This is a genomic window from Micropruina glycogenica, assembly GCF_900289045.1.
Lineage (GTDB): Bacteria > Actinomycetota > Actinomycetes > Propionibacteriales > Propionibacteriaceae > Micropruina > Micropruina glycogenica.
In genome coordinates this window covers 2,114,607-2,140,731 of sequence record NZ_LT985188.1, presented here as the reverse complement: position 1 = coordinate 2,140,731, position 26,125 = coordinate 2,114,607, and the positions used below count along the sequence as shown (strand labels likewise).

The following is a 26,125-nucleotide window of genomic DNA, read 5'->3' as shown; positions in this document are numbered from 1 at the left end:
CCCTGTGACGAACGTGGTGATCATCGGCGGTGGGCCCGGGGGCTACGAGGCGGCATTGGTGGCCGCCCAGTTGGGCGGTGCCGTAACGCTGATCGAGCGCAGAGGGCTGGGCGGGGCGGCGGTGCTCACCGACGTGGTGCCGTCCAAGACCCTGATCGCCACCGCCGAGGTGATGACCACCATGCGCGGTGCCCATGAGCTGGGCCTGCGGGTGGGCGACCTGGCAGACCTCACCGACGCCTTTCACGTCGACCTGGCCGCCGTCAACCAGCGGGTGCTGGCCCTGGCGGCGACCCAGTCCACCGACATCGAAGGCCGGCTGCGCAGCGAGGGCGTCCGGTTGATCGACGGCGTCGGCAGGCTGTACGGCACCGAGCACGTCGTCGCGACGACCGACGAGGGCGAGGAGCGGCTGCCCGCCGACATCATTCTGGTGGCCACCGGCACCACGCCCCGCGAACTGCCGGCCGCCCGTCCCGACGGCGAACGCATTCTGAACTGGACGCAGTTGTACAACCTGCGGGCACTGCCCGAGCGGCTGATCGTGGTGGGCTCGGGTGTGACCGGTGCCGAGTTCGCCAGCGCCTACAACGCCCTGGGGGCCGACGTGGTGCTGGTGAGTTCGCGGCACCAGGTGCTGCCCGGCGAAGACGACGAGGCCGCCCGCGTGGTTCAGCAGGCGTTCGAGCGCAGCGGCATGACCATCGTGTCGCGAAGCCGCGCCGAAGCCGCCGAGGTGGTGGGCGACGAGGTGGTGGTGCACCTGGCCGACGGCCGCACGATCACCGGTTCGCACTGCCTGATGGCGGTCGGGTCGGTGCCCAACACGGCCGAGATCGGGCTGACCGAGGCGGGTGTGCAGCTCGACGATCGCGGCTACGTCACCGTCGACAAGGTGTCGCGCACCACGGCGCGCGGGGTGTACGCCGCCGGCGACTGCACCGGCGTGTTCGCGCTGGCCTCGGTGGCCGCGATGCAGGGGCGCATCGCCATGTGGCACTCGCTCGGTGACGCGGTGGGCCCGCTCGACCTGCGCACCGTCTGCGCCAACGTGTTCACCGCGCCCGAAATCGCCACCGTGGGGGTCACTCAGGTCGAGGTCGACGCCGGGTTGTCGAACGCGCTGGGCGTGATGCTGCCCCTGCACACCAACCCGCGGGCCAAGATGCGCGGCATTCACGACGGCTTCGTCAAGGTGTTCTGCCTACCCACCACCGGCATCATCGTGGGCGGAGTCGTGGTGGCACCGATCGCGAGTGAACTGATCGAAAGCCTGTCGATGGCGGTGCGGGCCAAGCTGACCGTCGACCAGTTGGCGCAGAGCTTCACGGTGTACCCGTCGTTGTCGGGGTCGATCGCAGAGGCCGGGCGTCGGCTGCACACGCACTCGGCCGAGCGGCGCGCCGGCTACTGAGTCGTTCTCTTGATCGATCGAACCGTCACCGCCGGCCGCAGGGTTTCGACAACCCCGACCAGCGACTGCGCAGCCGGCTCAGCTGCGGCTGCTGACGATGTCGGCCACCAGGGTGCTGCCCCGCCACGACGCGTAATAGCCCCGCGCCCAGCCGGCGTAGGTGGGCCCGCCCTCCCAGTAGGGCACCCGTCGATCGCCGCGCTCGACGGTGCGAATGTAGGGGTCGGCGCCGGCTTCGACGCGGGCGGCGTCGGCGGCGCAGGCCGGCACGCTGCGGCTCTGCCAGCCGATGTTGCGGGTGGACGGCCCGTGGCCAGGGTTGAAGAAACACGGCGGACGTCGGGTCGGCAGCGGCTCGCCGGCCGCGCGAGCCATCAGCCGGGCGACGGTCCAGCGGCCCTTTTCGAGGTTCTCGGTGACCAGGCTCAACTCGTCGGGCTCGCTCGCCTCGGCCAGGCAGCGGACGGCGCGGGCGTGGGCCGCAGCCGCACTGTCGTAGTCTTCTTGGGCCTGCGGGTCGGTTTCGGCCACGACGGACAGCCGGGTCAGGGCCTCGGTGAGGCCGACCACGTCGGCCTCGGCGGCGCGTTTGGCCAGGGCGAGTTGCGACTGCTGTTCGGCCCGGGCACGGCGGCCCTGCCAGGCGCTGCTGCGGGCGATCACGACGAATGCCGTGGCCAAAGCAGCCACGAGCAGCACCACGCCGAGATAGTCCATCTGGCCATTGTGCACACAAAACCTGGCATGTCACCAAGAAAATTCGATGAATTCCGCCCTTGCGACACAAGCTGAGAAATCTCAACCGTCGCAAGGAAATTCTCAGGTGCCGTCGTCGATGCTGCAGAGCACGGTGCCGCTGGTCACCGTAGCACCCGCCACCGCCGACAGGTTCACGATGCGCCCGGCCCGGTGTGCCGAAATCGGCTGCTCCATCTTCATGGCCTCGAGCACCACGATCAGGTCGCCCTCGGCGACCTCGTCGCCCTCGCTCACGGCCACCCGCACGATGGTGCCCTGCATGGGTGCGGTGAGGTCGGCCGACGCCGCCGCCTGCGGTTTGCCGGCCCCGCCCGATCGCCGTGGCGTCCGCGTCGGTTGAGCCGCGCGGCGGGCGGGTGCCAGTAGGTCGCCCGGCACCGTGACCGCCAGCCGACGGCCGTCCACCTCGACGGTGAAGGTCTGCCGTGCGCCGGCCTCGGCCGTGTCGGCGGAGCCCTGGTACGGCTCGACGGTGCCGGTGAACTCTGTTTCGATCCAGCGGGTGTGCACCCCGAAAACGCCGTCGGTGCCCACGAAGGCCGGGTCGTCCAGTACGGCCTGCTGGAACGGCAGCACGGTGGGCATGCCCTCGATGCTGGTCTCGGCCAACGCCCGCCGCGAGCGCTGCAGAGCCTGGGTGCGGTCGGCGCCGGTGACGATGATCTTGGCCACCAGCGAGTCGAACGAGCTCGGCACCGTCATGCCGGCCAGGTAGCCCTCGTCGACCCGGACGCCCGGCCCGGTCGGCGGTTGCCAGGTGGTCAGGGTGCCGGGGGCGGGCATGAAGCCGCGGCCGGCGTCCTCGGCGTTGAGCCGGAACTCGATCGAATGGCCGCGCGGAATCGGGTCGTCGTAGCCGAGCGGTTCGCCGGCGGCGATGCGGAACATCTCGCGTACCAGGTCGAGGCCGGTGACCTCTTCACTGACCGGGTGCTCGACCTGCAGCCGGGTGTTCACCTCCAGAAAGCTGATCGTGCCGTCCTGGCCGACCAGGAACTCGCAGGTGCCGGCGCCCACGTAGTCGGCCTCGCGCAGAATGGCCTTGCTTGAGCTGTAGAGCCGCTCGATCTGCGCCTCGCTCAGGAAGGGCGCCGGGGCCTCTTCGACCAGCTTCTGGTGCCGGCGCTGCAGTGAGCAGTCGCGGGTGGAGACCACGACGACGTTGCCGTGCTGATCGGCCAGGCACTGGGTTTCGACGTGCCGGGGGCGATCCAGGTAGCGCTCGACGAAGCACTCGCCGCGGCCGAAGGCGGTGACCGCCTCCCGGGTGGCCGACTCGAAGAGCTCGGCCACCTCGTCGAGCTTGCGGGCCACCTTCAGTCCGCGGCCGCCGCCGCCGAAGGCCGCCTTGATGGCGATCGGTAGGCCGTGCTCCTTCGCGAAGGCGACGACCTCGTCGGCGTCCGCGACGGGGTCGGGCGTGCCGGGCACAAGCGGGGCGCCGACCTTGGCCGCGATGTGCCGGGCCTGCACCTTGTCGCCGAGGGATTCGATCGCCGAGGGCGGGGGACCGATCCAGGTCAGTCCGGCGTCGATCACGGCCCGGGCGAAGCCGGCGTTCTCGGCCAGGAACCCGTACCCGGGGTGCACCGCCTGCGCACCGGACTTCTCGGCCACCGCCAGCAGCTTGGCGATGTCGAGATAGGTCTCGGCCGGCGTCGTTCCGCCGAGGGCGAAGGCCTCGTCGGCGAGCTTGACGAACAGGGAGTCGGCGTCCTGGTCGGCATAGCAGGCCACGCTGCCGATGCCGGCGTCCCGGGCGGCCCGGATCACCCGGACGGCGATCTCGCCGCGGTTGGCCACCAGAACCTTGGTGAAGGGCTCCCCGGATGTCATCTGGACCTGCTTTCGATGGGTGTGTTCGTGCTAGTCACGGCGCACGCTGGCCTTCCAGGCGCCGTGGCCCGGGCTCGGCCGCAGCCGCAGTTGCCGGCTGCGGGAGCGCCAGCCCTGGGTGGTCGGTGTGGGTGCCTCGTCCGGCTGGTCGGCGGCGGCGTTGAGCAGTGTCAGCAGGGCGGCGGACAGCGCGGCCAACTCCACGTCACTGGGGTGACCGTGCACGATGATGGCTTCCGGCCCGGCCTTGGCCGCCGCGCCGGTCACAGCGGGATGTTCCCGTGCTTCTTCGGCGGCAGCGACGCACGCTTGGTGCGCAGCAGCCGCAGCACCTTCGCGATCTCGGCGCGGGTGTCGCGGGGCAGGATCACCCGGTCGATGTAGCCGCGTTCGGCGGCGATCCACGGGTTCGACAGGTGGTCGTTGTACTGCTCGACCAGTTCGGCCCGTCGGGCCACCGGATCGTCGGCGTCGGCCAACTCGCGCCGGTAGAGGATGTTGACCGCGCCCTCGGCCCCCATCACCGCGATCTGGGCGGTCGGCCAGGCCAGGTTGACGTCGGCGCCCAGGTGCTTGGAGCCCATCACGTCGTAGGCGCCGCCGTAGGCCTTGCGGGTGATCAGGGTGACCAGCGGCACCGTCGCCTCGGAGTAGGCGTACAGCAGCTTGGCGCCGCGCCGGATGATGCCGTTCCACTCCTGGTCGGTGCCGGGCAGGAAGCCGGGCACGTCGACGAAGGTGAGCACCGGCACGTTGAACGCGTCACAGGTGCGCACGAACCGGGCCGCCTTCTCGGACGCGTCGATGTCGAGGCAGCCGGCGTACACCATCGGCTGGTTGGCGACCACGCCGACCGGGTGACCGTCGACCCGTCCGAAGCCGCAGACGATGTTGGCGGCGAACCGGGAGTGGATCTCGCAGAACTCGCCCTCGTCCAACACCCGGATGATCACCTCGTGGATGTCGTAGGGCTGGTTGGGCGAGTCGGGGATCAGGGTGTCCAGCGCCTCGGCGTCGGCGGCGTGTTCGAGGTCGGGATCGGTCTCGAGCGTGGGCGGCTCGTCGAGGTTGTTGGCGGGCAGGAAGCTCAGCACGTGCCGGATGAACTCCAGCGCGTCCTGCTCGTCGCTGGCCAGGTAGTGCGCGTTGCCGGACTTGGTGTTGTGGGTGCGGGCGCCGCCCAGCTCCTCCATCGACACCTCTTCGCCGGTGACGGTGCGGATCACGTCCGGGCCGGTGATGAACATCTGCGAGGTCTGGTCGACCATCACCACGAAGTCGGTCAGGGCGGGGGAGTAGACGTGGCCGCCGGCCGCGGCGCCCATGATCACCGAGATCTGCGGGATCACCCCGGACGCGTGGGTGTTGCGTTTGAAGATCTCGGCGTAGAGGCCGAGGCTGACCACGCCCTCCTGGATGCGGGCGCCGCCGCCCTCGACCAGCCCGACGATCGGCACTCCGGTGCGCAGCGCCAGGTCCATGATCTTGCAGATCTTCTCGCCGTACACCTCGCCCAGGGCACCGCCGAAGATGGTGACGTCTTGTGAGAAGACGGCGACGCTGCGGCCCTCGATGGTGCCGAAGCCGGTGATCACGCCGTCGGTGTAGGGCCGCTTGGCGTCCATGCCGAAGGCGGTGGTGCGATGCCGGGCGAACTCGTCCAGTTCGGTGAAGCTGTCGGGGTCGAGCAGCGCGAGCACCCGCTCGCGGGCGGTCAGTTTGCCCTTCTCATGCAGCTTTGCGATGGCGGCCTCGGACGCCGGTTGCTTCGCCTGTTCGTTGCGACGTTGGAAGTCGGCGAGCTTGCCCTTTGTCGTATGAACGTCGGAGTCCATGAACGCACCCTAGTGCCTCGCGGACGACCCGATGACGCGTTCTCCTGACCTGCCACCGACAATGCCGCCGACCGTTCTCACGGAATGAAACCAGCCGCTCGTGATGAGCCGTCCGGGGCGGCGGATCCATAGCCGCAGCGTATGAGGGCAAGCCATTTTGGTCTTGGTGCGGTCGGGTTCGGCGCCTTTAGGCTCGAGGAAAACCAGCAACCGAAAGCCATGGCGATGGCCGCTGAAGCCGCCCGGATGAGCCGGGTCCATCCGTCCCCCAGCACCGTTGCGGCGGGACGCGCCCGGGAGTTGCGCGCCCAGGGTGTCGCGGTGCTCGACCTGACCGTCGGTGAACCCGATTTCGACACCCCCGACAACGTGAAGGCCGCCGGCATCGCCGCCATCGAGCGCGGCGACACCAAATACACCTCGGCGCGTCGCGCCTCGTCCAGGGGTGCGCTCAACTACCCGGCTCTGCCGCGGTGGGCTCGTGCCATTTCGCGAGGATTTCTGCCGCCCGCTGGTAGGTACTGGTGCCGCTGGCCAGCGCGATGACCAAATCGTAGGCGTCATCGTCGGGGGCTTCGAGAGTGACCGTGTTGAGTCCGTAGAACACCACCGTGGCCAGCCAGCCGATCCGCTCGTTCCCGTCGACGAGGGCGTGGTTGCGGACAAGCGATTCCAGCAGGACCGCAGCCTTGTCGTCGATGCCGCGGTAGGCGTCGTCATCGAACACGCTGACCTGGGGCCGGTGTACTGCCGAGTCGAGCAGTCCGATGTCCCGGATCGGGCCGACGCCCAGATCCTCGATGAGGCTGAGGACATCTTCCAGGGTGAGGTATTCGATCACTGGCCCAGGCGGTCAAGCAGGTCGGCGTACCGCTCCCGGGCCGACGCCGACAGCGCGGTGACCGTGTCGCGGCGCAGCCGGCGCGACGCCGCCTCGTGAATCGCGCGCACGGTCGCCTCCTGCTTGCTCACGCCTTGCGCCTCGGCTAACTGGGCGAGCGCCCTCTCGTCGTCGGGAGTCAGCCGCAGAGTCATCGCCATGCGTCCATGATACCAGTGTGGTATCGCCCGATCAGTCTCCCGATGAGCAGGCATGGACCGAGTTGAAAGCCATGACGCCGGTCTGGGAACGGTGAGCTTCACCCCACCGCGACCGCTGCGCCCCGACGACGACATCGCTGCCTTCGACTGCGGTCGCGACGCACTGAACGAATGGCTGGTCCGCCGAGCGTTGCGCTCCGAACGCGAGCGGGATGCCCGCACCTACGTCAGCTGCGAGACCGACGGGGGACGGGTTGTTGGCTACTACTGCCTCGCGGCCTCCTCCGTGCAGCGCTCCACAGCATCAGCTGCGCAGTCGCGCAACGCTCCCGATCCCATTCCGGCGGTCCTGTTGGGCAGGCTCGCGGTCGACCGCGCATTCCAGGGCGCACGGCTGGGAACGTCCCTGCTCCATGACGCTGTCGTCAACGCAACAACGGCGGCCGAGCGGATCGGGCTGCGAGCCCTCATGGTCGACGCTCTCGACGACAACGCCGCAGCGTTCTATGCACGACACGGGTTCAAACCGTTCACCAACCAACCACTGCGCCTGTTCCACCGCCTGTAGCCGAACCTGGGCCCTCCACCCACAACCCATCGCGAGGCGTTCAGAGATTCACTGACATGTCGCGGTGTGCGTGAGGGTAGCCCTCGGCTGGTGCTCACCCGAGCGCGCAGGCCCGCTCATCAGCGAGCGGTGCGGTGCGGATCGTCTACCATTTTGGCCGCGTCAACGCAATGCCGCTTCAGGCGGTCCGCGCAACGAGTGACCATTTCCACCAGATCGATGCCTAATCCCTCGGCGACCAACTCGAGGTCGCTCATGGTCCACACAGCACGGCCCTCCGACAGAGCGATTGCTTTCCGCTCACCAACATTCAGCCAGAACGCAAGAACTTTCGGTTGTAACTCCTGACGATGCAACTCTGCACGGACCGTGCGTGCGACTGCACTGTTGAGTTGCATCATGCGATTCTCCCTTCATCCTGTCCCAAACCGATGATCTTCCTTGTGGTGCCGCGTGGGGACTGTCCGACGAACGGTGTAAATGGCGTTCATCATTGGTGATTCTTGGTTGTTGTCTAGGGACGGCGATCTCGACCTCCCCACAGTTATCGGTCACCACCGTTTTGGACCGGGTGCCGTTACGTGAGTTGCCCAGGTTCCGGCCCTCCACCGCATGCTTGCCGTAGCCGAGATGATCAGCCATCTCCTCCTGCAAAGCGGTCTCGATCACCGTCTTGGCGAGCGTCTTCAATAGACCATCAGGACCCGTCATCGCGACCCCATCAGCCTTCGCGCGGCGAACCAGACCCGCGACCAGCTGCAACTCCGCTGGCGACGACCCGGCATCAACAACCGGCACCTCCGCCGGCGATGAGACGCTCGGCGCCCCGTCCTCGAGTGGCTCCACCTGGTGGCCGTGCCTACGTGGGAGGCACGCGCTCGCTCAGGTACTCGTACACCACTCTGCTGGACTCCACTCAAGGTTGACCAGCCAAGCGAGTTGCCCGATGTGATGGAACACGTGGCTGCTGACGGGGTCAGCGGCGCAGGACTGGGCCAAGATAGCGCTGTGCCCAGACCCCGCATCGCCGTCGCCGCGACCGGCGCTCAGGCCCTGGACGCCGGGCTGTCGGTCGGTCGCAACGGCGGCAACGCCGTGGACGCCGCCCTCGCCGCGGCGCTGGTGGCCATGGCCACCGAACCGGGCATGGTCAGCCTCGGCGGGGGCTGCTACGTCGCGGTCTGGCCGGCGGACGGTGATCCGGTGGTGATCGACGGCAACGTCGAAATGCCCGGGCGTGACGGTGATCCGCAGCGCCGCGGTCACGGCCTGCGCCGGGTGGTCACCTCCTATGGCGGTGGGGTGACCATGTACGCGGGTCACGGCTCGGTGGCCACCCCGGGCGTCGTGCCCGCCTTCGGTGCGGCGCAGGCCCGCTTCGCCCGGTTGCCGTGGGCGGAGCTGGTGGCACCCGCCGCCCGCGCCGCCCGGCGGTACCCGATCGGGGCGGCGACGTCCCGCTATCTGGCATACACAGCGAACAGCCTGTTCGGCACCGACGCCGAGGCTCATGCGCTCGTCACCAGGCCGGACGGCCACCTGCTCGGGCCGGGGGAGTCGACCAGCAACCCGTTGCTGGCCGACGTGCTCGACCAGCTCGCCGATGAGGGTCCGGAGTTGTTCACAACCGGCGCGGTGGCGCAGGCGCTGGCTTCGGACATGCAGCAGCGGGACGGGTTGATCACTGCCGCCGACCTGGCCCAGTACCGTCCGGTGACCCGGCCGGCGCACGTCTCGACGGTGGGCCGCTGGCGAATCGGCGTGAACCCGCCACCGGCGGTGGGCGGCCCGATGCTGGCGGTGATGCTGGGCGAGCTGTCGCGGATCGGCGACTGGACGTGGCGCGACGCCATCGAGATTCAGCGGGCGGTGCTGTCGTACCGGCTCACCACCCACGACCTGTCCGAGGACCTCGAAGCCGACGGACGCCGACTGCTGAGTTCGGTGGGCCGCTACGGGCTGTCGGCGCTGCGCGGGTCGTCCTCAACCGCGCACATCTCGGCGGTCGACGTCGACGGCAACGCCTGCGCCGTCACGATGAGCAGCGGCTACTGCGCCGGGCTGTGCATTCCCGGCACTGGGGTGCTGCTCAACAACGCTCTCGGCGAGGTGGAACTCAACCGGCTGGGGCTGCACGCGACGCCGCCGGGCACACGGCTGGCGTCCAACATGGCCCCCACCGTCGGACGAAGCGACGCCGGCCGGGTGCTGGCCATCGGATCCCCCGGTGCGGACCGGATCACCACCGCCCTGATGCTGGTGCTGGGTCAGGGGTGCCTGCACGGCCGGGAGCTTGCCGACGCCATCGCCAATCCGCGGCTGCACGTGCGGCACACCGATCAGGGAGTGGTGGTGGAGCATGAACCCGATGCGGGCATCGCCGCCGCCATCGCCGAGCTGGGTCTGGTCGGCCACGAGTACGGCGAGCCGCACATGTACTTCGGCGGCGTGGGTGCCGCCCTACGGCACGAGGACGGCACCCTGCAGGCGTCCGGCGACACCCGCCGCGAGGCGCACGTCGGCGTGGCTTGAGCGCCGCACGAACGATCTCAGCGGCTCTGGTTGAACGTCAGCCCACCGGGCACCTGGAGCGTCGGCATGATCTCGATCATGCCCACGTTGACGTGCTCGGGTGCTTCCAGAGCGAACCGGGCCGCGCCCGCGATGTCGGCTGTGGTGACCGACTCGTAGTGCTCGTAGAACTCCTCCCAGGCCCGCTTGAGGTCGTCCGGCGAACCGCCCAGGTTGCGTCCGAAGATCTCGGTCTCGACCCGGCCGGGGCAGATCTCGGTGACCCGGACGCGGTGACCCAGCATGTCGTTGCGCAACTGAAGCGACACGCCGCCACGAGGTTCTGGGTCGACGGCCCCGGCGGCGTCGCACACCGCCGTGGCGTAGTCGGCACGAACTGAGACCAGACCGACCAGCCGTCCGTGCCGGGCCACGTGGCGCAGGTCCGGGTGGTGGCGTCCATGATGCGCGGGTCGCCGGCGTGGAAGCCGCAGGCCACGTTCGCCGACGAGACGATCTCGAGCAGTGCCGCGTCGTCACCCATGCACCAGTCGCCGAACCCCTCACCGAGGTCGGCCACCAGGTCGATTCGCGACTGCATCTGAGATTCCTCCTCGATCGAATGAACTGACCGTAAGCAATCGGCGAGTGATAGTGGTAAGACGGTTTTCGCTGATGTGATAGGCCGAAGCAATGGGTGAGCGGGAGGTGTGATGGAGAGCAGACGGCTGGCTACCTTCGTCCGCATACTCGATGCGCAGCACTCGCGGACGTACCGCTGATGTTGCCCCGGCCGGTGCACACTAATCACGCCACGGTGCAGCGGGCGCTGCAGGCCGCGGGCGTGCAGCCGACGGTGGCGGCCGAACTCGGTGTCACCATGTTGCCGCGCTCGGTGGCCGAGCGGCTGGCCGCCGATTCGAACCTCCGGCTGGTTCGGGTCACCGACCCGATCGAGGTTCACCTGTCACTCGGCACTCCCTCGAGTCTGCCGCTGTCACGCGCCGCCGAGTGCGTCCGAGACGTGCTGCGGCAGGTGGTCGCGGTCACGCTGTCGCACCCCTCGGTCGACCTGCCGTGATGCAACTGCGCAGCAGGGCCTGGCGCGACGGCGAACTGATCGCCTCGGACTTCGATTTGAGCGAACTCGACGGCTACCTGGCCGACGCGTCGGTGTTGACCTGGCTCGACGTCTGTGACCCGCACGGTTCGGTGATCGTCAAGCTGGCCGAAGAACTGCAGCTCGACCCGCACGCCGTCGAAGACGCAATCGCACCCCGCGAGCGGGCGAAGGTGACCAGGCACGCCACCCACACGTTCTTCACGTGCTACTCGGCCGAACTCGGCGAGAACGCCGCAGGGCTGCCCGAGCTCACAACCGGACGCATCTCGGCCTTCGTGATGATGAACGGGCTGATCACGGTGCGGGTGGCCCGCGGCACGGCGATCGACATGGACGTTGTGTTGCAGCGCTGGGAAGAGGGCGGACTGCTCGGGCATGGGGTCGGTGCCCTGGTGCACGGACTGCTGGACGTGCTCGTCGACGGCCATTTCGACGCCGTGCAGGTGATGGACGACAAGCTCGAAGAGGTCGAAGACCTGTTGTTCGCCGACGCGGTTCAGACCCGCGAGGTGCAGCAGCGGGTGTTCGCGCTGCGCAAGGCGCTGGTGCGGCTGCGCCGGGCGGTGCTGCCCATGCGCGAGGTGGTCGCCGGGGTGATGCGCGAGCGGCTCACCGGGCACTGGCAGCCGTCCAGGGAGTTGGACGGCGAATTCAACGACCTGTACGACCACGTGCTGCGTGCCTCGGAGTGGACCGAATCGCTGCGCGACATGGTGGCGTCGGTGTTCGAGACCAACCTGAGCCTGCAAGACGCCCGGCTGAACATGATCATGAAGAAGCTGGCCAGTTGGGGCGCGATCATCGCCGTGCCGACGGCGGTGACCGGCTGGTTCGGCCAGAACCTGCCGTACTGGGGTTTCTCCGACTCGTGGGGTCTGTGGCAGAGCGTCGTGCTGATCGTGGTGGGCACGGTGGGGTTGTACTGGCTGTTCCGCCGCAACGACTGGCTGTGACGATCAGCGGTCGAAGAGGGCGTTCAAGCGCTTCGTCGCCGTCGGCGAAGGCGTCCACTCCCGGTCGGTGCCCTCAATGCCGGTCGAGAAGTAGTACCGCCCCAGGCAGTTGCCGGTGAGCACCAGTGGGTCACCGAACCGGTTGTAGAGCACCAACTTCGGCGGCGGTTGCACGCGAAGCGGGCATGAAACTGCGGCGGGCTTGCCGCTGTGCTGCGCCAGGTCGGCGGCGACTAGACGCGCATCGTCGTCCGAAAGGGCCGTCTCTTTAGCCTGGGCTTCTCGTGACTCGTAACGGCAGAACCGTCCTGCGATCAGGTCGGCCGGGGCTGGGGCCATCACTGCGACAGGGCTGCTGCTCCACGGGCCGCATAGCGACCCGGTGCGAACCGACGTGCCTGTCTGAACGTTGCGCTGGTTGGCGATTTCGGCTCGGTACACGCTCATCGCCTCGTCGGCCCCGCCGCGCTCTTGATTCTGCAGCCCTACGACGTGGCACCCGTAGAGCTGCAGCACCATCACGACCGGAGCCTGCCCGTCGGTCTCGGCCACCAGCAGAAAGTCGGGGCCCAGATTCGCTCGGCACGCGCGCGAGGTGGGTAGCACGGGCTGGCTGCGCACCACGTTCAGCACACGGGCGACGCCGTCACCGGTGAGGGCGTCCAGTGGCACCACCAGTTGCCCAGTGGATTCGCCGGTGGCGCAGAGCCGCAGCCTGGTGGCCGTAATCGGAATCTCGGCGGGAGCGTGTGAGGGCGTGAGCCCCTCGCAGTCAGGCGTCGGGTCTGGGGGCGGGGCAGTCGCGGTGGGGGACGGGCTGAATGGCTGCAGCCGCTGGGTCAGCAGCTTGAGCACGTCCAGAGCTTCGGGGCCGGGCTGCCAGAAGAGCTGTTCACCCTCGGGCATGAACGCGAACCACTGGTCGCCCTCGACCCGCCAGAACACGATCGGGTCGCCGGCCGCGTCGGCCACGGTCAGCACCGCGCCGTCGAGACGCGAGTCGATGTTGCTCGCCCGCGAGGTGTTGGTCGCCAGATCGAGCGCCAAGGTGGCCAGTTCTTCGCTGGTCGCACGGGCCTCGGCCTGCAGGCGCTCATTCGAGTCGTACTGGCACAGCGTCGCCGCCGAGAGGGCGTCGGTGTGGGGCACCAACAGACCGGGCCGGTCGAACGGCAGGCAGCCGCGCGCGACCTCAGCGGGGGGAGTCGCGGTGCGCTGGGTGGTCCAGGCGGCCGTGACCAGCTTGAGCAACTGGGCCCAGCGTTGCGCCGTCTGTCGATCCTCGCTGGTGCAGGCGTTCGGCGTCGCCGCCTCGAGCGCCTGCGTGGACCCGTCGCCGAGGGTGAACACCAGCAGGTAGCGACGTTCGTATTTGCGGTCGCAGTCGGGGTCGGCCGACCGCTCGGCCGGCAGAGCCTGCACCTGGTCGTACAGAGCCGAGCCGTCCGTGGTCACCGCGTCGATCGGCGTGGTGAAGGTGGGGCCGTCGCTGCGCGGGCAGAGGCTCATCCGGGTGACCTTCAGATTTCCGCGGGCCGCCAGAGTCTTCGCGCCGGTCAGGTCGTCGGTGCAGTCTGTGTTGACGGGCAGTGCGGGTTCGACGGACGACGTGGCGGCGGACGCGCCGGCGGGCACCGCCGTGCGGCCCCCCTGGCCGCCCAACAGCGGCCACAGCACCGCCGCCACCAGCCCAAGCGCGAGCAGCCCCGCCCCGGATGCGCGCAGCCGGGCCGTCCGCCTCGCCCGGTCGCGCGCTGCGCCGGCCCAGCCGGACGGCTCCGGGGGCTCGGGTACGGCCTCATGCAGGGCCGATCGCAGGTCGTCGTTCATCGCTCGCTCCCGTCGAGTAGGGGAGAGGTGCGCAGCTTGGCCAGGGCGCGCGAAAGGGTGCTCTTGATGGTGCCCACGCTCACGCCCAGCACCTGTGCGGCCTGCGCGCCGCTCAGATCGTCGAAGTAGGTGAGCACCACCACCGCCCGCTGTTGTCGCGGCAGGGCGGCCAGGGCCCGCCGAACGTCTTCGCGCAACGCCACGTCGGGGTCGGCGGACGGCCTGGTGTCGACCTCGCCGGGCAGTTCACCGGTCCAGCGGCGTCGCCACCACGACACGTAGGTGCGAAACATCGCTGTGCGTACGTAGGCCTCGAAGCCTGGGCCGACCCGGGTGAAGTGCGGGTAGGTCTTGGCAAGTGCGGTCTGCACCAGGTCTTCGGCTCGGTGCGCGTCGCCGGTGAGCAGCCAGGCGCTGCGCCAGAGCGCAGCGGAGCGCGCCGTGACGAAGGCGTCGAAACTCGCTGGCTGCTCGGGCGCTGACACCATCACCTCCACCAGCATCGCTTCCTGCACGACCTAACAACCGGGTGACCCGCCCGTTTGGTTGCTCGGGCGGACGGTTCTTTCGTTCGGATGCTCCATCACTCGCCGTATCGGCTGACGACCTTCCACGTGGTGCTGGAATTGACGTTCGGGTCGAGGTTGACGTCGTCGGTCTCGATCACCTCACCCTTCTCGTTCTGCCACGTGACGGCCGTCGACGACGACACGTATTTAGTATTGCCCTGGCTGCTGGTCGGGTCTTCGACCGCGGTCACCCCACCGAGTTCGTTGCGCCACGCCTCTTGCGCCGAGACGCCCGGCCCGCCGGCGGGTGCGGGTGGCGGTGCCATCATCGCGTTGAACGCCGCCTGCGCATTGCCGGCCTGGGTGTTGCGCAGGTCGGCGGCGGCCTGGCCCACGCGGGCGATGCCGGCCTGTTCGGCCTGAAACGATGCCCACCGAGCCTGGGCGAACTGCTGGTCGAACGCCGCGGCGTTGTTCTGGCCGATCCGGTTCACCGCCGCGTTCCAGGCCGGGTTGGGCAGCGTGCCGTCGTTGATCGCCCACAGGGTGGCGCGCACGTCGTCGTAGCCGTTCGCGTTCGCGCTCAGCACCATCACCAGCAGGCCGTGGTTGGTGATCGTCGAGAACGCCGCCTGGTTGGTCACCGAGTAGTGAAACCCCACGATCTCGTAGCGTCGCGGCAACCCCTGCACCGGGGCGTCCACCACCGCGTAGAGACCGGTGTAGTCAACGCCGGGTGTGATCGACTCCGGCCCAACGTGAAAGCGCTGCGCCCAGTCGGGCAGCGGCTGAACCTCGAACCGGGTGGGTTGCCCGGCACCTTGGCCGAGAAGCTGCGGCAGCAGCGTGCCGAGCAGCCGGTCGGGTGACTCGGGCGGCAGATACGCCCGGCCGTGCCCGTTGGGCTGGCCGGGCGCACCGCCGGGCCAGGTGAAGTCGAAGCGTGGCCAGCCCTGAACCATCGCGTTCCGTTCGCCGTCGACGAGTTGGTACCAGTGATGCTCGGGCGACTCGTTGTTCAGGGCGTTCCAACTCACGTCGCCCTGCGCCGTCCAGCCCGGCGGGTGTCGCAAACCCAGCACCGGCAACCCGAGTTGCCGGTCTTGCAGAGCCCAACTCGTCCAGTTCGACGTGTCGACAGGTGTGGTCATGGCGTCCCCCTCGCTCGCAGCCAAGTGTGCGGCAGGCGGGCCGGTGGCGCCAGGGGGCGCCGAACTGCACCAGATTTTGAGGCCGTGTGCGCCTCACAAGCGTGCGTGCCCACCAAATGTGGTGCAGTTTCGCGGGCTAGACGGGCCGAATCGTCAGGGTGTCGATCGAGGCGTTGGCCGGCGCGTCGAGGGCCAACCGGACGGTCGCGGCGACCGCTTCGGGCGATAGGAACTCCTTGGGGTCGAACGATTCCCCCTCGAACTCTCGGACCGCGCGCTGCATGTCGGTCGCGGTGCGACCGGGGTGGATCGAGGTGACCTTGACCACGCCGTTCTCTTCTGCACGCAGCGAGTCGGCCAGCGCCCGCAGCCCGAACTTGGACGCGGCATACGCGCTCCAGCCGGCCCTGGCGGTCAGGCCGGCACCGGAGTTGATGAACACCACGTGACCGCTGGCCCGGCGAAGGGCTGGAAGCAAGAGCCGGGTCAGGTTCGCCGGCGCCACCAGGTTTACCGCGAGAACGTCACGCCACACCTCGGGCCCCACGTCGGCGACGGCGCCCAACGGCGACCCGCCCGCCGAGTGCACGAGCACGTCCAGGGACTCCATGCCGGCCACCGCAGTCTCGACCGCGGTGTCATCGGTCAGTTCGCACACGAAGGGCTCAGCACTGGGCAACGTTGCCATGACGGCGTCGACCGCAGCCGAGTCGCGTCCGCCGATCAGCAGGTGGTGGTCGGGTGCCAGCGCCTCGGCGATGGCGCGCCCGATGCCGCGCGAGGCACCGGTGATCAGGGCGGTCTGCATCTAGCCAGTCTGTCAGCCCGGCAAGGGCCTCAGGGCAGGAAGATGCCCACGCCCAGAGGAATCAGCCACAGCACCGCCAACGCCTGCAGCACGCGGTCGTTGAGCACGACGTCCTCGGGCTCGCCCGCATTGCCCGCGTCGATGTCCATCGCGTAGCGCAGCAGGGCCAGGGTGAACGGCACGATCGAGATGGTCGTCCAGGGCACCCCCCAGAGCTGTTCTTCACGGGCCTGCTCGAAGGTCCACAGGCTGTACGACATGATCACGATCGAACATGAGATCGCCCACACGAAGCGCAGGTAGCTGAGCGAGTACCGCTCCAGGGAGGCCCGGGTGCCGGCCTCGGAGCCGAGTTCCTTCATCTCTGAGTAGCGCTTGCCGGCCACCATGTACAGCGAGCCGAAACAGGCCACCAGCAGGAACCACTGCGACAGCTCGATGCCGGACGCCACGCCGCCGGCCACCGCACGCAGCAGAAAGCCGGCCGCCACCATCGCCAGGTCGATGATCGGCTGGTGCTTGAGGAACATCGAATAGCCGACCTGCAGCACCCAGTAGATCGCCAGCGTGATGCCGAGCAACGGCGCGACCCAGAAGCCGATGCCGAAACTGGCCGCCATGGTCACCGCGGCCAGCACGATCGCCGGCGTGCTGCCAAGCTCGCCGGCCGCGATCGGCCGGAAGCGCTTCTTGGGGTGCAACCGGTCGGCCTCGACGTCGCGCACGTCGTTGATCAGGTAGATGGAAGCACTGATCAGCGAGAACGCCAGGAACGCCCACAGGGTGTTGACCAGCACCCGCGGGTCGAACAGGGCCCCGGCGGCCACCGGTGCGGCGAACACCAGAATGTTCTTCACCCACTGCTTGGGGCGCATCGCCCGCAGCCAGGCGGGCACCGGCGACTTCTTGGCTTGAACCAGCACGTTCTCGGACATCGTCCGAAAGGCTAGCCGACCCGGTCGGTGACCGGCGTCGCATCAGCCGGTGTCGGCTGCCACAGGCTCGTCCAGTCGACCCCGAGTTCGAGCAGCAGGGTGCGCAGCAACGGCAGCGACAACCCCACGACGTTGTGGTGGTCGCCCTCGATGCCCGCGACGAAGGGCCCGCCCAACCCGTCCACGGTGAACGCGCCGGCCACCCACAGGGGCTCGCCGGTGGCCACGTAGGCGTCGATCTCGGTGTCGCTGATGTCGGCGAAATGCACGATCGTCGAGGCCACACCCTCGGCCGCGCGCGCACCCTCGGCATCGGCGACGATCACCCGGTGCCCGGTGTGCAGCACCCCTGAGTGGCCGCGCATCGCCCGCCACCGGTGGACGGCCGTGGACGCGTCCGCCGGTTTGCCCGCCGTCTGCCCGTCGAACTCGAGCAACGAGTCGCAGCCGATCACCAGCACCGGCTCGTCACTCGGCGCCAACTCATCAGCCACCGTGCCCGCCTTGAGCCGGGCCAGCGTCAGGGTGAGCGCGGCCGCAGACTCGGCGCTCACGGCGTCCTCGTCGACCCCCGACACGATCGCCTCGGCAACCACCCCGGCCCGGCGCAGCACCTCGAGCCGGGCGGGGCTCGCCGAGGCGAGAACGACCCTCATCGGCCGAACAGGCCGCCGAGAATGTCGCCCAGCCCGCCCTGGGGTTGCTGCTGCTCGCGGGAATCACGCGGGTCTTCGTCGACGGTCGGCATGGTGAGGCCACCGTCTGAGCCGGACGACTGGAACGGCCCGGAACCGCTCTCGGTGCTGGACGGCGGCTGCGACCACTGCCCGTCATCGTGGGTCTCGACCGGGGCCTGCTGGGCCTGCGGTGCCTGACCGGCGAGAATCTGGCCCAGGATGTCGCCGAAGCCGCCCCCGCCCGAACCTGACGGGGCCGCGCCGCCCGAGCCGCCGAACAGGCCGCCGAGAATCGGGCCGAGCAGGTCGCCCATGCCGCTGCCTTGGCTCTGTTGCTGGTTCGATGCGGCACCACCCATGCCCAGCTTCTTGGCGATGTAGGCCATCACGATGGGCGCCAGAATCGGCAGCAGTTTCTGCAGCAGTCCGTCGCTCACCGAGCTGGCCCGCAGCACCTGCACCTGGTCGGGCGAGTTGGCGAAGATGTGGTCGACGATGGCCTGGCCGTCACCGGTGTCGACCTCGTCGAGGTTCACCCCGCCGTCGAGAAACTGCGGGTCGCTGTGCTGCGTCAGAGCCTCAGCAAGGCTCACCGAACCCTGTGCACTGTCGGTGACGTTGGCCTGCAGCCCGCCGAACAGTGCCGGCAGCGCCGTGCGCACGGCCTGTTCGGCCGTGGCCGGGTCCGTGCCGAGTTGGGCGGACAGTTGGTCCAGCGGCAGGTCGGCCAGAATGTCGTCGGCTGCGCTCATCACTCTCTCCTTGTCTCGACGGTCGTCGGCGGCCGTCACGGGTCATTGTGGTACCAAGGCGGCCCTCGCGACAGGGCCCTAGGCTGTGCATCGTGCCCGACGAACCGCTGGTGGACGCCGCCCGACTCACCCGCGCTCTCACCGGCCCCGGCCGGGTGTTCACCCATGTTCGCTGTCTGCCCACAACCGGCTCGACCAATGCCGACCTGGCCGCCGAGGCCGTAGCGGGTGCGCCTTCGGGTTCGGTGCTGGTGGCCGATCATCAAAGCACCGGACGCGGCCGCTTCGATCGCCGGTGGGAGGCGCCGCCGGGTACCTCGGTGGCCGTTTCGGTGCTGCTGCGACCGACAGACCTGCCCTTGGAGCGCTGGCTCTGGCTACCGCTGGTCACCGGGGTCGCCGTCGCCGAGGCGTTACGCGTCGTTGCCGGCGTCGATGCGCTGGTCAAGTGGCCCAACGACGTGCTGATCGACGATCGCAAGGTGTGCGGGATCCTGTCCGAACGGGTCGACGACGCCGCCGTGATCGGCATGGGCATCAACACCACCCTGACCGATGAGCAACTGCCCGTGCCCACAGCCACCTCGCTGGCCCTGGAGGGCTCGACGGCCGACGTCACCGACGTGGTCGGCGAGGTGCTGCAGGCGCTCGAGCGGGCCTACCGGCGCTGGCTCGACGACGACGACTTGCGGTTCTGGTTCGCCCAGCGGTGCAGCACGGTGGGCCGTCGGGTGCGCGTGCAGCAGTCCGACACCCAAGGCGTCGACGGGCTCGCGCTGGGTGTCGACGAGTGGGGTCGGCTGCTCGTGCACACGTCTCTGGGCGAACGCGCCTTCGCCGCGGGCGACGTGGTGCACCTGCGGTGACCGGAGGCGCCGCCACTTTGTGGTTGAAATGCTGGCTGCTGCAACCGCTGGTAGACCCGAGCGCCACTTTGTGGTTGAAATAGATACCCCTGGGGGGTAGTTATTTCAACCACAAGGTGGCCTCGAGGGCGAGCCGTGGCCGATCGCGCGATCATTTCCACCAGAAAGTGGCGCCGCAGTCGGGCAGATGCTGAGCGGTTGGCGGGCCGCCCCGCCGGTAGCATGTGCGGATTCAGTTCGATCCGAAGGAGTGACGGCGCGTGAGCGGTGGATTCTTCGCCCTGCTGGACGACATCGCGGCGATTGCCAAACTGGCCGCGGCCTCGCTGGACGACGTCGGCGCGGCCGCCGCCCGCGCCAGTGCCAAGGCGGCCGGTGTGGTGATCGACGACACCGCGGTCACCCCGCGCTACGTGCACGGCTTCAACCCCGATCGCGAACTGCCCGTGATCAAGAAGATCGCCGTCGGTTCACTGCGCAACAAGTTGCTGATCATTCTTCCGGCCGCCCTGCTGCTCAGCCAGTTTCTGCCCTGGCTGCTCACCCCGATTCTGATGGTCGGCGGCACCTACCTGTGTTACGAGGGCGCCGAGAAGCTGTGGGAGAAGTTCGGCCCCGGGCACCACGCCGAGCCGTCGGTCGTGGTCGTCGGCGGCCCCGACGAGAAGGTGATGATCCGCGGCGCCATTCGAACCGACCTGATTCTGTCTGCCGAAATCATGGTGATCGCCCTCAACGAGGTGGCGTCCGAGCCGCTGCTCAGCCGCGCGGCGACCCTGGTGATCGTGGCGCTGGCCATGACCCTGCTGGTGTACGGCGTGGTCGCCGCCATCGTGAAGATGGACGACATCGGCCTGCACCTGGCCACCGAACGCAAGGGCGCGCTGGCCGGGCTGGGCCGCGGGCTGGTGGCGGCGATGCCCAAGGTGCTGGTCGCATTGTCGAACGTGGGCATCATCGCGATGCTCTGGGTGGGCGGCCACATTCTGCTGGTCGGCCTCGACGACCTCGGCTGGCACCCGCTGTACGAACTCGTGCACCACGGCGAAGAGGCCATCGCACACGCGCTGCCGGGGTTCTTGGGCGAAGTGCTCGCCTGGCTGTTCAACACCGCCGTGTCGACAGTCATCGGCGTCATCGCCGGGGCGATCGTGGTGGCCGTGATGATGGTCGTACACCGGTTCACCCATCGGGCCCACCGCGACGAGCACCAGTCGGAGCCGGACGCGGCGCACTGAGCGCAGGTTGCGGAGCCGACCAGCGAACTCGCGCTCCCGTCATTCCGGCGGACGCCGGAATCTCTCTGTTAGGTCGAGATATCGCTGCACCGCGGTCTTGAACCCTGAGCCCTGCCCCCGGGTGACCTGTCACCGCAGGCGACTACGGTGGCGCCGTGAACCAGAACGCCAGTGAACCCACCGCCGTCGACGCTCTGCTCGAATCGTTCTCGCGCATTCCCGAACTGCTGCACAACGTGGTCGACGACATCGATGCCGACCTGCTGACCACCCAGCCGCAACTGCCCGAAGGCCACCCGGGCAACTCGATCGGCTGGATCGTCTGGCACATCGGCCGCATGGAAGACGCCCAGGTCGCCGCCATCACCGACGCCCCTGAGGTGTACGCCGACGGGTGGGCCGAACGCCTGGGCACGCCGTACGCGGCCGACACCCACGGCTACGGCATGAGTGCCGGCGATGTGGCCCGGTTCACGGTGTCGTCGCCGTCGGCGTTGACCGATTACTACGACGCCGTGCACGCCCGCACCGTCGAGGTGTTGCAGAGCACGCCCGCCGGTGGGTTGAGCCGCGTGGTCGACGAGCGGTGGGATCCGCCGGTCACCGCTCTGGTGCGCCTGGTCAGCGTGGTGGACGACGCCGCGCAGCACGCCGGCCAGGCCGCCTACATCAAGGGTTTGCTGCAGGACTGAACGTCGAACAAGTCGCTGGGCGAGCTTCCCGAGACCCCGGGAAGAAGTCTGAACAAGCTCCGCGAACGGTGACCACCCGGGTCTGAGGCCTCAGCCGGACGCGTCCTGCGTCAGTGCGCGGACTCGTCGTCCATGCTGCGTGCGCGGACGGCGCGACCGAGCCCGCCTCGTCCGACCAGCGCGATGACGGCGGCAAGGCCGGCGAAGCCGGCCACCACCATGAACCCGCCGTGGTAGCCGCCGGCGTCGATCACCTGGCCCGAGATGCTGGAGCCGATGGCCACCCCGATACCGATGCCGGTGCCCATCCACGCCAGTCCTTCGGTGAGCCGGTCGCGGGTCACCAGGCGTCCGATGAGCGAGTTGCCGTTGATGAGGGTGGGCGCGATCGTGACGCCGACGAGTACGCCGGCCACGCTCAGCAGCAGCACCGAGTTGGCGGCCAGCAGCAGCAGGCTGGCGCCGAACATCGCCGCCACGCCCCAGAGAAACCGCGACACCAGCGGCGAGCCCCAGCCGCGGGCGCCGTAATAGAAACCGGCCAACCCCGACGCGAGCGAGAACACGGCGAGCACCACGCCTGAGGCGGCACGCACATCCCACTCGGTCGCCGCGGCGACCACCGACACGTCGATCGAGCCGAACACGCACCCGATCAGCAGGTTCACCGACACGACCGCCGCCACGCCCGGCACCAACAGCACCAGACGCTGCAGTAACGGCGGTTTCACGCCGTCGGTGTAGGTGCGGGGCAGCACGGGCGGCTCGGTGGCGCGCTGCGAATACAGCAGGTGCGCTCCGACCAGCGACAACACGACCGGAGCGATCAGCCCGGCGGCCGGATGCACGCCGGTCGACAACGCGGTGGCCAGCACCGGGCCCACGACGAAGGTCACCTCGTCGAGGGTCGACTCCAGCGCATAGGCGGTGTGCAGGTGGTCGGGGTCGTTGGTGGCGTGGTTCCAGCGGGCGCGCACCAGGGCCCCGGGGGCTCCGCCCGTCGCGCCCGACACGATGGCCGGGGGAAACAGCGTCCAAGCCGGCAACTGCAGCATGGCGAAGATCACCAACAGGGCCAGCGACGATGCCGCCACAATGACCGCGGGGTACATCACCCGGCGTTGGCCGTAGCGATCGACCAGGTTCGACAGCGTTGCGGTGCCCAGGGCCCAGGCCACCGCGTTCGAGGCCGCGAGCGCTCCGGCCAGGCCGTAGCTGCCGTAGAGGGCCGACACCATCAGCACCATGCCCAGGCCCATCATCGCCCCGCCGGAACGAGCCAGCAGGCCGGCGGCGCTGAACTGCCAGGCACCGGGAAGGCTCAGAATCTCCCGGTAGGCGCGCATTCCCTCATTCTGTCGCAGCCGGTCGTTTGGTGCCGAATCGTCGTGCCGTCCTTGCCGAACTCGTCATCCCGGCGAACGCCGGGATCTCCGGTTGCGTTCGTCGCCGCGCAGTGGGGTGCACCCCGTCCCGCCCCGGCGGAGCTCGCCTCACCCGGACGGAGTGCACTCCGCGCTGCTTCAGCGTTCTGTCGCGCTGGGGTGGAGCATCGTTGGTCGAGACGCTTCTATGTCTTGTCAAGGGTGGTCGTGTTGAGGTGTCGGAAGATTTGGCGGGCGATGTAGCGCTTGAGGCAGCGTCGGATTCGGGGTTTGGTTTGGCCTTGCTGTTTGCGTTTCTTGACGTAGGCCTTGGTGGTTTCGTCGTGTCGCATGCGGGTGTTCGCGATGGAGTTCAGGGCTGAGTTGAGTTGTCGGTCGCCGGTGCGGTTGAGGCGATGATCCTTGGAGTTGCCCGAGGAGATCTCCAGGGGGCAGACGCCGCCGATCTTGGCGAAGCCGGCTTCGTCATGGATGCGGCCGGGGTGAGACCAGACGGCGAGCACAATGGCGGCGTTGATGGGTCCGAGGCCGGGCAGGTCGAGCAGGGTTGGTTCGAGTTCACGCACGAGGGCGTTGATGGCTTTCTCGTTGCTGTCGAGGTCGGCGTCCAGGGTGTGGATGCGGGTGGCGAGGCGGTGCGCTTCGGTGCGGGCGATCCGGGCCAGGGTGGTGTCGGTGGGCCGCTTGCGCCAGCCCGCAATGAGGCTGATGTGGACCTTGTTGATTCCCTTGCGGGCATCGATGTCGAGGTTGTGGGTGCGTAGCAGCGCGGTGAGCTGGTTCTTGGAACGGGTCCGGTCGCGTCGCATGCTGTCGCGGGCGGTGAGCAGGATCTGCAGCGCGGCACGGGTATGGCCGGCGCGTCGGTCGGCGAGCCGTTCGCTGTCCTTGGGTAACGCGCCGCGGGCAGCGACCAGGGCATCGATGTGGTCGTTCTTGCCGCTGCCACGAGCCCGTTTCGGCGCGGGTGCGTCGACGACCCGGTAACCGCGTGCGGCGAGCAGCTCGGCTGCCTGGGCGCCGTAACTGCCGGTGCCTTCCATGCTGATCAGCACCTGGTCGACAGCTGGGTTGTCGTCAACACTGGTGCGGCGGCTGATCCAATCCACGGCCCGCAACAAGCCCGCGGCATGGGTGGGGAACTTCCCGTGGGTGATCTGGCCGCCGCTACGGGTCTCCACGATCGCGTAATGATGAGTGGCGGCGTGGGTGTCCACACCCACCACATAGGTGTAGGTATCTGCAACGATGGCCATCGGTGTCTGAGCCTCCTGTTTTCGGGATGTTGGGCATCGAGCCGGTCGAACCGGCGCGGCCATCCCGGGGAAAGAGTCACCCGTGGCGTTACTGTGATCGGTCACCCCGCCAAAGCGGTGGGACGGGCTTCTATCAGGCCAACGAGTGGGCCGGGATGGTCGGCCGGTTCTCCGTGCACGAGCCGGACAGATCTCGACCAAGACACCCCGCACAATTGCGGACGGTCAGCTTGTCGAAGGGTCACGACCCGCACACGAACAACCGGTCCCACCACCCTGCCAGCTAGCCCCAGGCCAGCCACCACCAACTCTCACAGCTTGTCGAGACCCCACCCTCGTGGGGTCTCGTCACCGGTGGGTCAGGCGAGAAAGTCGTAGAGCAGTTGGTTGAACTCCTGTGGCGCCTCGGTGGGCACCGAGCCGCTGGCGCGTCCGATCACCTCGACGCGGGCACCGGCGATGCCGGCCGCCAGTTCGCGGGCCGCCGTGACACCGGCGGGATTGCCCGAACCGCCCAGCAGCAGGGTCTGCGCCGTCACCTGCGGCAGCAGCGCACGCAGGTCGACGCTCGCGGACGCCTTCATCATCGCCAGCATCTTGCCGCGATCGAGCCCGGCCTCGGCCAGTTGCGCAGTCGGCATCGCCCGCACCGCCAGCCGCTGCAATCCGCCGGCGAGCTTCGCGGTGCGCGGCAGCAGGTCAGTGAGCACCAGGTGCGACACCGCGGCGGGGGAGCGGCCCGCGGCTGCGACTGCGACGGACGCCCCGAGCCCCGACCCGACCAGCGCCACCTGATCGACGCCGAACCGGTTCAGTTGGCCGAGTACGGCATCGGCCGCCCGGGTCAGTTCGAAACCGTCGGACCCACCCGGGCGCAGGCCGTCCAGCCAGGGCGCGACCGCACGGGTACCGGGTGGCAGCGCGCTCACCTGGTCCTGCCAGAACTGAGGGGTTCGGCCGAGGCCGTGCAGAAACACCACGAGAGGCACAGACATGCTGCCCATCGAACCATCCGCACCCAAAGCGTGCGGGTGTCGGCGGCCCGCAATAATGGACGTCATGGGACTGCCCGCCAAGTTGCTCGGAACCGGTGAGACCGAGCTTCTGCACCTGCGCTCGCACGGCAAGGTGCTGATCGGCCCCACCCTGTGGCTGCTGGCGCTGGCCGCGGCGGGTGGGGTGCTGTTCGGCGTGATGCCGGCGTCGTGGCGTCCGTGGTCGGGTTGGGTGGCCACGGCCCTGGCGGTCGGGTTCGCCATTCCGGCGTACGTGTTGCCGCTGTTGCGCTGGCGTACGACCACCTACACCCTCACCAACCACCGGCTGATCACCCGCGCGGGCATTCTGAACAAGGTCGGGCACGACGTACCGGTGGCGCGCATCACCAACGTGGCCTACGAACGCAGCCTGTCTGATCGCGTGTTCGGCTGTGGGTCGCTGGTCTTCACCACCTCGGCAGAGGCGCCCGTGGTGCTCACCGATGTTCCCAAGGTCGAAGAGGTCGGCGTGGCGATCTCGAACCTGTTGTTCGGGGTGCGTGCGTGAGCGCCGTCAGCCCCGCGCAGCCGGCGCTGCGCACCCAACTGGTGCGCTTCGTCATCACCGGTGGACTCTCGGCAGTGGTCGACTACGGCCTGCTCGTGGCCCTGATGGCGGTCGGGCTGGGGTACGCGCCGGCCAAGGTGCTGTCGTTCATCGCCGGCACCACCACCGCCTACCTGATCAATCGCCGCTGGACCTTCGTGTCCGACGGCTCGCGCCGCAAATTCGCCGCGGTGATGGCGTTGTATGCGATCACCTTCGTACTGCAGGTGGGCATCTTCGTGGTGCTCTACCCGTGGCTGCTGTCGATCACCGGGGGTGCCGAGATCGTGACCAAGATGACCTGGGCGCAGCTGCTGTCGTTCGTGGTCGCCCAGGGCACGGCAACGGCGGTCAACTTCGTGGTGCAGCGCACGGTGATCTTCAAGCCCGCGAGCTGAGCCA

28 protein-coding genes and 2 pseudogenes are annotated in these 26,125 nt (G+C 68.8%); 10 read left to right on the top strand and 20 right to left on the bottom strand.

The annotated features are described in order from the left end of the window. Positions 1-4 precede the first annotated feature (4 nt). Entirely contained in the window at positions 5-1,414 is a 1,410-nt protein-coding gene (locus MPLG2_RS10160; protein WP_105186019.1) for an NAD(P)H-quinone dehydrogenase, read from the top strand. Positions 1,415-1,492: 78 nt separating this feature from the next. Here the strand turns inward: MPLG2_RS10160 and MPLG2_RS10155 are convergent, their stop codons facing one another. The 6 genes from MPLG2_RS10155 to MPLG2_RS10125 form a co-directional block, all read right to left on the bottom strand. After that, positions 1,493-2,131, bottom strand: a complete 639-nt coding sequence (locus MPLG2_RS10155; RefSeq protein WP_105186018.1) for a hypothetical protein — start codon at positions 2,129-2,131, stop codon at positions 1,493-1,495. Between the two features lie 102 nt (positions 2,132-2,233). Then, positions 2,234-4,009 carry an acetyl/propionyl/methylcrotonyl-CoA carboxylase subunit alpha gene (locus tag MPLG2_RS10150; protein WP_105186017.1) on the bottom strand — a complete coding sequence of 592 codons (1,776 nt, stop codon included), beginning with the start codon at positions 4,007-4,009 and terminating at the stop codon, positions 2,234-2,236. A gap of 30 nt (positions 4,010-4,039) precedes the next feature. After that, positions 4,040-4,276: an acyl-CoA carboxylase epsilon subunit gene (locus tag MPLG2_RS10145; RefSeq protein ID WP_105186016.1), complete on the bottom strand. Its 237-nt coding sequence runs from the start codon at positions 4,274-4,276 to the stop codon at positions 4,040-4,042. Then, positions 4,273-5,844 carry an acyl-CoA carboxylase subunit beta gene (locus MPLG2_RS10140; RefSeq protein ID WP_105186015.1) on the bottom strand — a complete coding sequence of 524 codons (1,572 nt, stop codon included), beginning with the start codon at positions 5,842-5,844 and terminating at the stop codon, positions 4,273-4,275. Before MPLG2_RS10140 ends, MPLG2_RS10145 begins: the two co-directional genes overlap by 4 nt. 451 nt (positions 5,845-6,295) lie before the next feature. Further along, entirely contained in the window at positions 6,296-6,685 is a 390-nt protein-coding gene (locus tag MPLG2_RS10130) for a type II toxin-antitoxin system death-on-curing family toxin (RefSeq protein ID WP_105186014.1), read from the bottom strand. Further along, positions 6,682-6,885 (bottom strand): CopG family transcriptional regulator, encoded by a 204-nt coding sequence (locus MPLG2_RS10125; RefSeq protein ID WP_105186013.1) that lies wholly within the window; start codon positions 6,883-6,885, stop codon positions 6,682-6,684. Before MPLG2_RS10125 ends, MPLG2_RS10130 begins: the two co-directional genes overlap by 4 nt. Positions 6,886-6,937: 52 nt before the next feature. On the opposite strand from MPLG2_RS10125, the gene MPLG2_RS10120 reads away from it, so the two are divergent. After that, positions 6,938-7,453 carry a GNAT family N-acetyltransferase gene (locus MPLG2_RS10120; protein ID WP_105186012.1) on the top strand — a complete coding sequence of 172 codons (516 nt, stop codon included), beginning with the start codon at positions 6,938-6,940 and terminating at the stop codon, positions 7,451-7,453. Positions 7,454-7,572: 119 nt separating this feature from the next. On the opposite strand, the gene MPLG2_RS18740 is transcribed toward MPLG2_RS10120, so the two are convergent. Together MPLG2_RS18740 and MPLG2_RS19415 are read right to left on the bottom strand one after the other, a co-directional pair. After that, positions 7,573-7,854, bottom strand: coding sequence for a hypothetical protein (locus MPLG2_RS18740; RefSeq protein ID WP_162497164.1), 282 nt, complete (start codon positions 7,852-7,854; stop codon positions 7,573-7,575). A 106-nt stretch (positions 7,855-7,960) separates the two neighbouring features. Continuing rightward, a pseudogene (locus MPLG2_RS19415) lies at positions 7,961-8,251 on the bottom strand (transposase); the annotation flags it as partial. Between the two features lie 210 nt (positions 8,252-8,461). On the opposite strand from MPLG2_RS19415, the gene MPLG2_RS10110 reads away from it, so the two are divergent. Next, on the top strand, positions 8,462-9,985 hold the full coding sequence (locus MPLG2_RS10110; protein WP_231935621.1) for a gamma-glutamyltransferase: 1,524 nt from the start codon (positions 8,462-8,464) through the stop codon (positions 9,983-9,985). Between the two features lie 17 nt (positions 9,986-10,002). Here the strand turns inward: MPLG2_RS10110 and MPLG2_RS10105 are convergent, their stop codons facing one another. Then, a complete protein-coding gene (locus MPLG2_RS10105) occupies positions 10,003-10,398 on the bottom strand; it encodes a hypothetical protein (protein ID WP_197710224.1) in 396 nt (131 codons plus the stop codon). Between the two features lie 2 nt (positions 10,399-10,400). Further along, positions 10,401-10,565: pseudogene (locus MPLG2_RS18830) on the bottom strand (LamB/YcsF family protein); the annotation flags it as partial. Between the two features lie 96 nt (positions 10,566-10,661). On the opposite strand from MPLG2_RS18830, the gene MPLG2_RS10095 reads away from it, so the two are divergent. Then, positions 10,662-11,045 carry a LysR substrate-binding domain-containing protein gene (locus MPLG2_RS10095; RefSeq protein WP_269459143.1) on the top strand — a complete coding sequence of 128 codons (384 nt, stop codon included), beginning with the start codon at positions 10,662-10,664 and terminating at the stop codon, positions 11,043-11,045. After that, positions 11,045-12,040, top strand: a complete 996-nt coding sequence (locus MPLG2_RS10090; protein ID WP_105186008.1) for a magnesium transporter CorA family protein — start codon at positions 11,045-11,047, stop codon at positions 12,038-12,040. The genes MPLG2_RS10095 and MPLG2_RS10090 overlap by 1 nt, the downstream gene beginning before the upstream one ends. A gap of 3 nt (positions 12,041-12,043) precedes the next feature. On the opposite strand, the gene MPLG2_RS10085 is transcribed toward MPLG2_RS10090, so the two are convergent. The 7 genes from MPLG2_RS10085 to MPLG2_RS10055 all read right to left on the bottom strand — a co-directional run bounded on the left by MPLG2_RS10085 (position 12,044) and on the right by MPLG2_RS10055 (position 18,702). Further along, positions 12,044-13,870 (bottom strand): hypothetical protein, encoded by a 1,827-nt coding sequence (locus MPLG2_RS10085; protein WP_105186007.1) that lies wholly within the window; start codon positions 13,868-13,870, stop codon positions 12,044-12,046. Next, the gene (locus MPLG2_RS10080) at positions 13,867-14,373 is read right to left on the bottom strand and encodes a SigE family RNA polymerase sigma factor (RefSeq protein WP_231935620.1); all 507 of its coding nucleotides are present in this window, start codon (positions 14,371-14,373) and stop codon (positions 13,867-13,869) included. The genes MPLG2_RS10085 and MPLG2_RS10080 overlap by 4 nt, the downstream gene beginning before the upstream one ends. Before the next feature lie 80 nt (positions 14,374-14,453). Then, a complete protein-coding gene (locus tag MPLG2_RS10075; protein ID WP_105186006.1) occupies positions 14,454-15,530 on the bottom strand; it encodes a hypothetical protein in 1,077 nt (358 codons plus the stop codon). 136 nt (positions 15,531-15,666) lie between these two features. Beyond that, on the bottom strand, positions 15,667-16,338 hold the full coding sequence (locus MPLG2_RS10070) for an SDR family oxidoreductase (RefSeq protein ID WP_105186005.1): 672 nt from the start codon (positions 16,336-16,338) through the stop codon (positions 15,667-15,669). A gap of 29 nt (positions 16,339-16,367) precedes the next feature. Continuing rightward, entirely contained in the window at positions 16,368-17,273 is a 906-nt protein-coding gene (locus MPLG2_RS10065; protein WP_105186004.1) for a decaprenyl-phosphate phosphoribosyltransferase, read from the bottom strand. 11 nt (positions 17,274-17,284) lie between these two features. Further along, complete coding sequence (locus MPLG2_RS10060; protein ID WP_105186003.1) at positions 17,285-17,929, bottom strand: Maf family protein; 645 nt, start codon at positions 17,927-17,929, stop codon at positions 17,285-17,287. Next, complete coding sequence (locus MPLG2_RS10055; RefSeq protein WP_105187604.1) at positions 17,926-18,702, bottom strand: DUF937 domain-containing protein; 777 nt, start codon at positions 18,700-18,702, stop codon at positions 17,926-17,928. Before MPLG2_RS10055 ends, MPLG2_RS10060 begins: the two co-directional genes overlap by 4 nt. A gap of 92 nt (positions 18,703-18,794) precedes the next feature. Here MPLG2_RS10055 and MPLG2_RS10050 point away from each other — a divergent pair, with 92 nt between their 5' ends. From MPLG2_RS10050 to MPLG2_RS10040, 3 genes are all read left to right on the top strand, one after another. After that, positions 18,795-19,568: a biotin--[acetyl-CoA-carboxylase] ligase gene (locus MPLG2_RS10050; protein ID WP_231935619.1), complete on the top strand. Its 774-nt coding sequence runs from the start codon at positions 18,795-18,797 to the stop codon at positions 19,566-19,568. A 260-nt stretch (positions 19,569-19,828) separates the two neighbouring features. Next, the gene (locus MPLG2_RS10045) at positions 19,829-20,806 is read left to right on the top strand and encodes a DUF808 domain-containing protein (protein ID WP_105186002.1); all 978 of its coding nucleotides are present in this window, start codon (positions 19,829-19,831) and stop codon (positions 20,804-20,806) included. Positions 20,807-20,961: 155 nt separating this feature from the next. Then, positions 20,962-21,498: a mycothiol transferase gene (locus tag MPLG2_RS10040; RefSeq protein WP_105186001.1), complete on the top strand. Its 537-nt coding sequence runs from the start codon at positions 20,962-20,964 to the stop codon at positions 21,496-21,498. 110 nt (positions 21,499-21,608) lie between these two features. On the opposite strand, the gene MPLG2_RS10035 is transcribed toward MPLG2_RS10040, so the two are convergent. The 3 genes from MPLG2_RS10035 to MPLG2_RS10025 form a co-directional block, all read right to left on the bottom strand. Continuing rightward, the gene (locus MPLG2_RS10035) at positions 21,609-22,844 is read right to left on the bottom strand and encodes an MFS transporter (RefSeq protein ID WP_105186000.1); all 1,236 of its coding nucleotides are present in this window, start codon (positions 22,842-22,844) and stop codon (positions 21,609-21,611) included. A gap of 224 nt (positions 22,845-23,068) precedes the next feature. Continuing rightward, positions 23,069-24,139 carry an IS110 family RNA-guided transposase gene (locus tag MPLG2_RS10030; protein WP_105185999.1) on the bottom strand — a complete coding sequence of 357 codons (1,071 nt, stop codon included), beginning with the start codon at positions 24,137-24,139 and terminating at the stop codon, positions 23,069-23,071. A 359-nt stretch (positions 24,140-24,498) separates the two neighbouring features. After that, complete coding sequence (locus MPLG2_RS10025; RefSeq protein ID WP_158681036.1) at positions 24,499-25,134, bottom strand: alpha/beta fold hydrolase; 636 nt, start codon at positions 25,132-25,134, stop codon at positions 24,499-24,501. 64 nt (positions 25,135-25,198) lie between these two features. Between MPLG2_RS10025 and MPLG2_RS10020 the strand changes: the two genes are divergently transcribed. Continuing rightward, the gene (locus MPLG2_RS10020) at positions 25,199-25,684 is read left to right on the top strand and encodes a PH domain-containing protein (protein ID WP_105187602.1); all 486 of its coding nucleotides are present in this window, start codon (positions 25,199-25,201) and stop codon (positions 25,682-25,684) included. Beyond that, a complete protein-coding gene (locus tag MPLG2_RS10015; protein ID WP_105185997.1) occupies positions 25,681-26,121 on the top strand; it encodes a GtrA family protein in 441 nt (146 codons plus the stop codon). The genes MPLG2_RS10020 and MPLG2_RS10015 overlap by 4 nt, the downstream gene beginning before the upstream one ends. Positions 26,122-26,125 lie beyond the last annotated feature (4 nt).

Excerpts from the sequence above, each read along its gene's own strand:
- MPLG2_RS10155 (WP_105186018.1), bottom strand. The coding sequence starts at position 2,131 with ATGGACTATCTCGGCGTGGTGCTGCTCGTGGCTGCTTTGGCCACGGCA.
- MPLG2_RS10150 (WP_105186017.1), bottom strand. The coding sequence starts at position 4,009 with ATGACATCCGGGGAGCCCTTCACCAAGGTTCTGGTGGCCAACCGCGGC.
- MPLG2_RS10140 (WP_105186015.1), bottom strand. The coding sequence starts at position 5,844 with ATGGACTCCGACGTTCATACGACAAAGGGCAAGCTCGCCGACTTCCAA.
- MPLG2_RS10125 (WP_105186013.1), bottom strand. The coding sequence starts at position 6,885 with ATGGCGATGACTCTGCGGCTGACTCCCGACGACGAGAGGGCGCTCGCC.
- MPLG2_RS10120 (WP_105186012.1), top strand. The coding sequence starts at position 6,938 with ATGGACCGAGTTGAAAGCCATGACGCCGGTCTGGGAACGGTGAGCTTC.
- MPLG2_RS18740 (WP_162497164.1), bottom strand. The coding sequence starts at position 7,854 with ATGATGCAACTCAACAGTGCAGTCGCACGCACGGTCCGTGCAGAGTTG.
- MPLG2_RS10090 (WP_105186008.1), top strand. The coding sequence starts at position 11,045 with ATGCAACTGCGCAGCAGGGCCTGGCGCGACGGCGAACTGATCGCCTCG.
- MPLG2_RS10085 (WP_105186007.1), bottom strand. The coding sequence starts at position 13,870 with ATGAACGACGACCTGCGATCGGCCCTGCATGAGGCCGTACCCGAGCCC.
- MPLG2_RS10080 (WP_231935620.1), bottom strand. The coding sequence starts at position 14,373 with ATGCTGGTGGAGGTGATGGTGTCAGCGCCCGAGCAGCCAGCGAGTTTC.
- MPLG2_RS10075 (WP_105186006.1), bottom strand. The coding sequence starts at position 15,530 with ATGACCACACCTGTCGACACGTCGAACTGGACGAGTTGGGCTCTGCAA.
- MPLG2_RS10070 (WP_105186005.1), bottom strand. The coding sequence starts at position 16,338 with ATGCAGACCGCCCTGATCACCGGTGCCTCGCGCGGCATCGGGCGCGCC.
- MPLG2_RS10065 (WP_105186004.1), bottom strand. The coding sequence starts at position 17,273 with ATGTCCGAGAACGTGCTGGTTCAAGCCAAGAAGTCGCCGGTGCCCGCC.
- MPLG2_RS10060 (WP_105186003.1), bottom strand. The coding sequence starts at position 17,929 with ATGAGGGTCGTTCTCGCCTCGGCGAGCCCCGCCCGGCTCGAGGTGCTG.
- MPLG2_RS10055 (WP_105187604.1), bottom strand. The coding sequence starts at position 18,702 with ATGAGCGCAGCCGACGACATTCTGGCCGACCTGCCGCTGGACCAACTG.
- MPLG2_RS10035 (WP_105186000.1), bottom strand. The coding sequence starts at position 22,844 with ATGCGCGCCTACCGGGAGATTCTGAGCCTTCCCGGTGCCTGGCAGTTC.
- MPLG2_RS10030 (WP_105185999.1), bottom strand. The coding sequence starts at position 24,139 with ATGGCCATCGTTGCAGATACCTACACCTATGTGGTGGGTGTGGACACC.
- MPLG2_RS10025 (WP_158681036.1), bottom strand. The coding sequence starts at position 25,134 with ATGTCTGTGCCTCTCGTGGTGTTTCTGCACGGCCTCGGCCGAACCCCT.
- MPLG2_RS10020 (WP_105187602.1), top strand. The coding sequence starts at position 25,199 with ATGGGACTGCCCGCCAAGTTGCTCGGAACCGGTGAGACCGAGCTTCTG.